We start from the raw sequence: 5,829 nt of genomic DNA, 5'->3' as shown, positions 1-5,829 counted from the left end.
CGATGGCCACGCTTGCGGCAAGCAGCGAGGTGGCCAGGGCAAGGGCGCGCAGGCCGGTCGTGGGTTTGATTTTCATGGGCAATATTCCTCCAGTGGGGGACGGGGGGATGGGCTGCCTAGCCTCCGCTGCCGGCGGCAGCGGGCGAGGTGCTCGCCGGGGCGGCATCGGGCGCACAGCTCTTGCCGTGCAGTGCCTGCTTCAGGTTCGATGCCAGTGAATTGCAGCGGTTGCCCAGCTGCGGACGGATATCAGGATCTTGCGAGTCGCGCAGCAGCGTGTGGCGCATCTGCTCGTAGCGGGAATCGATCTGGTCGGCCGGGTAGATCGCCGCCGCGCGGTGGCAGCTGCGGTAGCTGGCCAGGTAATCGTCGCAGGCGGGGATACCGGTGCTCGAGGGCAGGCCCGCGTCCGAAACGGCAGCCGAGGCCTTGCGAACGGCGCTGCCGGTGCTGCGCGGGCTGCCGGTGGTCGATGACGTGGTGCGTGTGGCTGGCGCGGCGGTGCTGGTGCTGGTGGTGGTCGAGGAGGTCGTCGGTTTGGTCGCCTGGTGTGAACACCCGGCCAGGACCAGGCCCGCCAGGCCAAGCGGTACAATGAGCTTAATGGTCAGTTTTTTCATGGTGAACCCCCGTTTTGGTCGTTTTGGTCTTCAAATGGCTACCCGCACCGTCCCGCCGGGCGGGACTTCCAGTTAACCTGGCAAAGCATGCGGCCCGCACCGGTGAACGCGGCGTGTTGGCTTGACATCCTGCTGCCATCGCTATTTCGCCGCAGGGGGGGTATGATGCCCGGACTGTGTTTGCCGGGGATGGGAAAGTCCTGTCCCGATGCGCTGATCCAAGATCTGCCACATCGCTTCGCTCCTTGCGTTTCTTGCACACCCAGTAAGTCGGCCGTTCGACCCTTGGAACAAGGTCACGGTTGAGCTCAGTAAATCGTTCCAGGAGTGGTAAAAGCATGTCAGAACGTCAGCTCGGCACCGTTAAGTGGTTTAACGATGCCAAGGGTTTTGGTTTCATCAGTCGCGGCAACGGTCCAGACCTCTTCGTGCACTTCCGCGCGATCCAGGGCAACGGCTTCAAGACCCTCGCCGAAGGCCAGCAGGTCAGCTTCAAGGTCGTGGACGGGCAGAAAGGCCCCCAGGCCGAAGAAGTTCAGGCCGCCTGATTTCGTGTGGTAAGTCGCCGGCCCCCGTGGCCGGCTTAATTGTTGTGTAACTCGTCTCGTATTGGAGTGTTTTATGTCGGATCGTGAGATCGGCACTGTCAAGTGGTTCAACGATGCCAAGGGCTTCGGCTTCATCAGCCGCGAGGGTGGCAAGCCGGACGTGTTCGTACACTTCCGCGCCATCCAGGGCAACGGCTTCAAGAGCCTTGCTGAAGGCCAGAAGGTCAGCTTCAAGGTGGTGCCGGGCCAGAAGGGCGAGCAGGCTGAAGAAGTCTCCGCCGTCTGATCCATAGGCGTCATGCAGGACAAAAAGGCCGGGCGGCAACGCCCGGCCTTTTTCATGGACACGACCACAAGGCCTTAGGGTTTGACTGCATCGAGTATCGAACCGGACGTGATGCCCGTGACCAGCACGGATGGGGCGTCGGCGGAACTTATCCTGATGCGGGCGCCGACGCCGCTTCCAGGATCGCCCTACCTTTTGTGGCTGCCGGCCCTCGGCGTGCCTGCCCGGCATTACCTGCCGCTGGCCCAGGCCCTCGCACGGCTCGGTGTGGGCGTGGCGCTGCACGAATGGCGTGGCCTGGGAAGTAGCGACCGGCGCGCTGGTCGTCGCTGTGACTGGGGATACCGCCAATTGCTCGATGACATCGATAGCTCGGCGTCCATCGCCGCCGCGGCATGGTCCGGTGGCCGCTGGTGGGTGGGTGGCCATAGCCTCGGCGGGCAGTTTGCCTGCCTGCTGGCATCACGGGTGCCGGCGGCCCCGGCCGGCATCCTCCTGGCGGCCAGCGGCGCACCTTACTGGCGATGCTTCGCCCATCCCCACTGGGTCCGCCTTGCCTACCTGGCGGCGCCGTGGCTCGCGCGCCTGGTCGGATATTTGCCTGGCCGCCGTATTGGCTTCGGCGGTAACGAGGCCCGTGGCGTGATCAGCGACTGGGCGGCAACGGGGCGCACCGGCTGTTACGGCGGCCACGGCATCAACGAAGACCTCGAGTACTTGCTTGCGGCCCAGCGCGCTCCGGTGCTGGCCTTGAGGGTGACCGGCGACTGGCTGGTACCGGCCGCGTCTCTCGACTTCCTGCTCGGGAAGATGCCCCATGCCCAGGCACACGTGGACGTGCTGGCGGGCAGGTCGGGCATGGACGCCGCCCACTTCGGCTGGATGAAACAACCCGACGAAGTGGCGCACCGCTTTGCGAAAGTTGTTGCACATGCTTGATATGGGTCGACCGTAGCGGCACGTTGGACGTTTACCTCCGTCGAGGAATATTCATGTCCCTGTTCGAACCGCTGCAGCAACGCGGCCTGCGCCTGCGCAACCGCATCGTCATGTCGCCCATGTGCGAATACAGCGCCACGGATGGCCTCCCCAACCACTGGCACCTGGTGCACCTGGGCTCGCGCGCCGTCGGCGGCGCGGGCCTGGTGATCACCGAGGCCACCGCGGTGTTGCCCGAAGGGCGCATCTCCCACGGCGACACCGGCATCTGGAACGATGCCCAGGTAGCGGCCTGGCAGCCGATCACCGCATTCATACGTTCTGAAGGCGCCCATGTCGGGGTGCAGCTGGCCCATGCCGGGCGCAAGGCAAGCGCCCAGTTGCCCTGGCAAGGCGGCGGCCCGCTTGGCAAGGACGAATCGCCCTGGTCGACGGTGGCGCCTTCGGCCCGGCCCTTCGACGAGGGCTGGCATGTGCCGGCCGAGCTCGACGAGGCGGGTATCCAGGCGGTGATCGAGGCTTTTCGCATCGCTGCCGGACGCGCGGCCGCGGCTGGTTTCGAGCTGGTGGAAATCCACGCGGCGCACGGCTACCTGCTGCACCAGTTCCTCTCGCCCCTTTCCAACCATCGGACGGACCGGTGGGGCGGCGACCTTGAAGGACGTACCAGGCTGCTGCGGGAAGTAGTGCGTGCAGTTCGGGAGGTATGGCCGGAAACCCTGCCGGTATGGGTGCGGCTTTCGGCTACGGACTGGACCGATGGCGGCTGGGACGACACGATGAGCGTTGAGTTGTCACGCATGCTCAAGCCATTGGGGGTGGACCTGGTCGACGTCTCATCCGGCGGCAATGTGCCGAACGCCAAGATTCCCGTGGGCCCTGGCTACCAGGTTCCCTTTGCCTCGCGGATTCGCCACGAGGCGGGCATCGCCACGGGCGCCGTGGGGATGATCATCGACTCAGCGCAGGCCGACACGGTGATCAGGGAAGGTTCCGCGGATGTCGTATTGCTGGCCAGGGAGCTCTTGCGCGACCCGTACTTCCCCCGTCGCGCGGCATCGGAGCTGGGCGTTACTATCCAGGCACCCGTCCAGTACAAGCGGGCCTGGTAAGGGAGCTTCCGCATGGCGCGTTTTGCCAGCTTCGCCCAGTTCTACCCGTTCTATCTTTCCGAGCACCGTGACGTGCGCAGCCGGCGGTTGCATTTCGCCGGCAGCGTGCTGGTGATCGTGAGCCTCATGCTGGCGGCATCGACCGGACGCCTGGCCTGGCTATGGCTGGCGCCGGTGGCGGGATATGGCTGCGCCTGGGTGGGCCATTTCTTCTTCGAGAAGAACCGCCCGGCCACATTCAGCCACCCGTTCTACAGCCTGGCGGGCGACTGGGTGATGTTCTGGGACATCCTGCGCGGCAGGATCAGCATCCGCTGACCCTGTCCCGCACCGGCTGGCCGTCGTCCAGGGGATCCTTCCCCTCTCAGGCCACGTTTTCCAGTTCACGATCGCTCGCCCGGCGGGCGGCACGCTTTTGCGCGCTCCACGAGGGAATATCGAGCTTGTCGCGAATGAGAGCACAGGTATCGATCAGGCGGTCGACATCCGCCTCGTCCATGCCGGCGTTCAATGTCAGCCGCAACAGGGAACGGTTGAGCGTGGTGGCCGGCGCGCTGAACACCGATCCGAAGATGCCGTGTTCTTCCATCACGTCGCGCACGCGCCCGGTAAGCAGTTCCGCGCCGGCTTCGAAGGCGATGATCTGCTCGGTACCATCCTCGATGGGATAGCCCAGGTCCGTCAGCGCGTCGCGTACCTGATGGGTGACCTGGCGCAGGCGTGCGCGGCGCCAGCCTTCGTTCTGGATCACCCGGTGCGAGGCGGCCATGCCGGCCAACTCGTGCGGCAGCAGCGATGAGCTGAAGATCGCCGGCAGCGCCTCGCAGCCGAAGTAGTCCTTGAAGCGATGCCCGCAGCCGATGAAGCCGGCGCGCGAACAATAGGCCTTGGCCAGGCTCGCGGTGACGAAATGCACCTTGTCGTTCAGGCCCAGGCTTGCCACCAGGCCTTCGCCACGGGCGCCATGGGTGCCCAGCGAGTGGGATTCATCGACGATGAACACGCAGCCGAACTGTTCGGCCATGTCGGCGATGGCGGCCAGCGGAGCCACGCTGCCGTTGGTGCTGTACACCGAGTCGACCACGATGATGCCCGGGCCGTGCCGCAACACGTGGCGCTCGAGGTGGCCCAGGTCGTTGTGCAGGATCGGCACGGGTTTGGCGCCGGCACTCTTGATGCCCTCCCACAGCGACGCATGGGCGAGCATGTCCACGTACACCGGTACGCGCTCGTCGGCGATGGACTGGATCAGGCCGACGTTGGCGGCGAAGCCGGACTGGGCAAGGATGCCCGACTCGGTGCCCAAGGCGCGGGCAAGTTCCGCTTCCACCTGGTGCATGGGTTCGTCTTCGTGCTGCATGAACAGCGCGGACATCATCATGCCCAGGCCCCCTGTAGCCAGGGCTTCACGTTGGGCCTCGATGATCTGCGGATGGCCGGCGATGGCCAGGTAGTCGTTGCTTTGCAGCATCAGGTCGCCGGGCTTGGGATGGCGGCCGCGCAGGATGTGCCGGCCGCCCCAGTCCACCGCCACGCGTTGGGTATGGAAGCGCTCGACGCGACGGGTGACGAAAGCAGGAAGCGCGGGTGCTACCACGGGGGTGGAACGGTGGATCGGGGAAACGTTGGTCATGTTGGCCTCTCGGTTGCCGGGGGATAGGGCACATCCCTGTCTGGACGGAACCGCAGCGCGGATGTGCGAGACCGTTCACCAGCCCTGCCTGGACCGGCGGTGTTGGAGAGAGCAGCGGATGGCCCGATAGGCCCCATCATGGCAGCGAACTGCGTCACAATCACTGCAAATGAAGTGAGTAGGCTGTGATGGAATCGCTATTCTGCCGATATTGATCAGCCACGATTTCCAATGCAACCGGTAAAGTACCAGACGATTCGCATCGCTTGCAGTTTCTATCGGGGTAAAAAGTAGCGACCCGCCGCCCCATGGACCGTGCGGATCCCCTCAGATTAGCTTCGGTGCATGGCTGATCGAGGCGTTGAGATCCTGCTCGCGCAGCCAGCTCCGGTACGACTTCACGTGCTGCAAGCGGAAGCGTTCCACGTGGTCGATCAACGCGTAGTAGTACCACTGCTCGCCGGAAATCGCCGTGGATGGATAAAGGCTGGCTTCCGGGTTCTCCAGGCTCTTGTGATAAAAGCCGTCACGCGAGGGGAACCAGGGCAGCGCCTCGCCACCGCGCAGGGCTTCGAGCAACGAGGGCGGCGCGCCGAGGTCGGCGGCGATCTCGTAATGGGCGCGGAGGTCTTCGTCGGTCTGCACCAGCAGGAAGCGACCGATGCCCCAGGCGTCGAGTAGCAAGAGGCCC

Annotated in this window: 8 protein-coding genes; 5 read left to right on the top strand and 3 right to left on the bottom strand. The window is 65.0% G+C overall.

The window, feature by feature from the left end:
* Positions 1 to 116 precede the first annotated feature (116 nt).
* Complete coding sequence (locus tag VK519_RS15625; protein ID WP_324351278.1) at positions 117 to 620, bottom strand: hypothetical protein; 504 nt, start codon at positions 618 to 620, stop codon at positions 117 to 119.
* A 338-nt stretch (positions 621 to 958) separates the two neighbouring features.
* Between VK519_RS15625 and VK519_RS15620 the strand changes: the two genes are divergently transcribed.
* From VK519_RS15620 to VK519_RS15600, 5 genes are all read left to right on the top strand, one after another.
* The gene (locus VK519_RS15620) at positions 959 to 1,168 is read left to right on the top strand and encodes a cold-shock protein (protein ID WP_250625706.1); all 210 of its coding nucleotides are present in this window, start codon (positions 959 to 961) and stop codon (positions 1,166 to 1,168) included.
* A 73-nt stretch (positions 1,169 to 1,241) separates the two neighbouring features.
* Positions 1,242 to 1,454 carry a cold-shock protein gene (locus VK519_RS15615; protein WP_250625707.1) on the top strand — a complete coding sequence of 71 codons (213 nt, stop codon included), beginning with the start codon at positions 1,242 to 1,244 and terminating at the stop codon, positions 1,452 to 1,454.
* Positions 1,455 to 1,565: 111 nt separating this feature from the next.
* On the top strand, positions 1,566 to 2,393 hold the full coding sequence (locus tag VK519_RS15610) for an alpha/beta hydrolase family protein (protein WP_324351276.1): 828 nt from the start codon (positions 1,566 to 1,568) through the stop codon (positions 2,391 to 2,393).
* A gap of 53 nt (positions 2,394 to 2,446) precedes the next feature.
* Positions 2,447 to 3,505 (top strand): NADH:flavin oxidoreductase/NADH oxidase, encoded by a 1,059-nt coding sequence (locus VK519_RS15605; RefSeq protein ID WP_324351274.1) that lies wholly within the window; start codon positions 2,447 to 2,449, stop codon positions 3,503 to 3,505.
* 12 nt (positions 3,506 to 3,517) lie between these two features.
* Complete coding sequence (locus tag VK519_RS15600; protein ID WP_324351273.1) at positions 3,518 to 3,823, top strand: Mpo1-like protein; 306 nt, start codon at positions 3,518 to 3,520, stop codon at positions 3,821 to 3,823.
* Positions 3,824 to 3,869: 46 nt separating this feature from the next.
* On the opposite strand, the gene cqsA is transcribed toward VK519_RS15600, so the two are convergent.
* Together cqsA and VK519_RS15590 are read right to left on the bottom strand one after the other, a co-directional pair.
* Entirely contained in the window at positions 3,870 to 5,138 is a 1,269-nt protein-coding gene (cqsA, locus tag VK519_RS15595; protein ID WP_324351271.1) for an alpha-hydroxyketone-type quorum-sensing autoinducer synthase, read from the bottom strand.
* Positions 5,139 to 5,465: 327 nt separating this feature from the next.
* Positions 5,466 to 5,829, bottom strand: a 364-nt coding sequence (locus VK519_RS15590) for a hypothetical protein (RefSeq protein WP_324351269.1), incomplete at its 5' end; no start/stop codon positions are given.

Origin of the sequence: Pinirhizobacter sp., from assembly GCF_035317885.1 — a bacterium.
In the GTDB taxonomy this organism is placed as follows: Bacteria; Pseudomonadota; Gammaproteobacteria; order Xanthomonadales; family Rhodanobacteraceae; genus Pinirhizobacter.
Note: the sequence above shows the minus strand (reverse complement) of the source record. Positions and strands in the feature narration are given on the sequence as shown.

Bases quoted from the DNA above. Each gene is read 5' to 3' on its own strand.
- cqsA (WP_324351271.1), bottom strand. From the start codon at position 5,138: ATGACCAACGTTTCCCCGATCCACCGTTCCACCCCCGTGGTAGCACCC.
- VK519_RS15610 (WP_324351276.1), top strand. From the start codon at position 1,566: ATGCCCGTGACCAGCACGGATGGGGCGTCGGCGGAACTTATCCTGATG.
- VK519_RS15600 (WP_324351273.1), top strand. From the start codon at position 3,518: ATGGCGCGTTTTGCCAGCTTCGCCCAGTTCTACCCGTTCTATCTTTCC.
- VK519_RS15620 (WP_250625706.1), top strand. From the start codon at position 959: ATGTCAGAACGTCAGCTCGGCACCGTTAAGTGGTTTAACGATGCCAAG.
- VK519_RS15615 (WP_250625707.1), top strand. From the start codon at position 1,242: ATGTCGGATCGTGAGATCGGCACTGTCAAGTGGTTCAACGATGCCAAG.
- VK519_RS15625 (WP_324351278.1), bottom strand. From the start codon at position 620: ATGAAAAAACTGACCATTAAGCTCATTGTACCGCTTGGCCTGGCGGGC.
- VK519_RS15605 (WP_324351274.1), top strand. From the start codon at position 2,447: ATGTCCCTGTTCGAACCGCTGCAGCAACGCGGCCTGCGCCTGCGCAAC.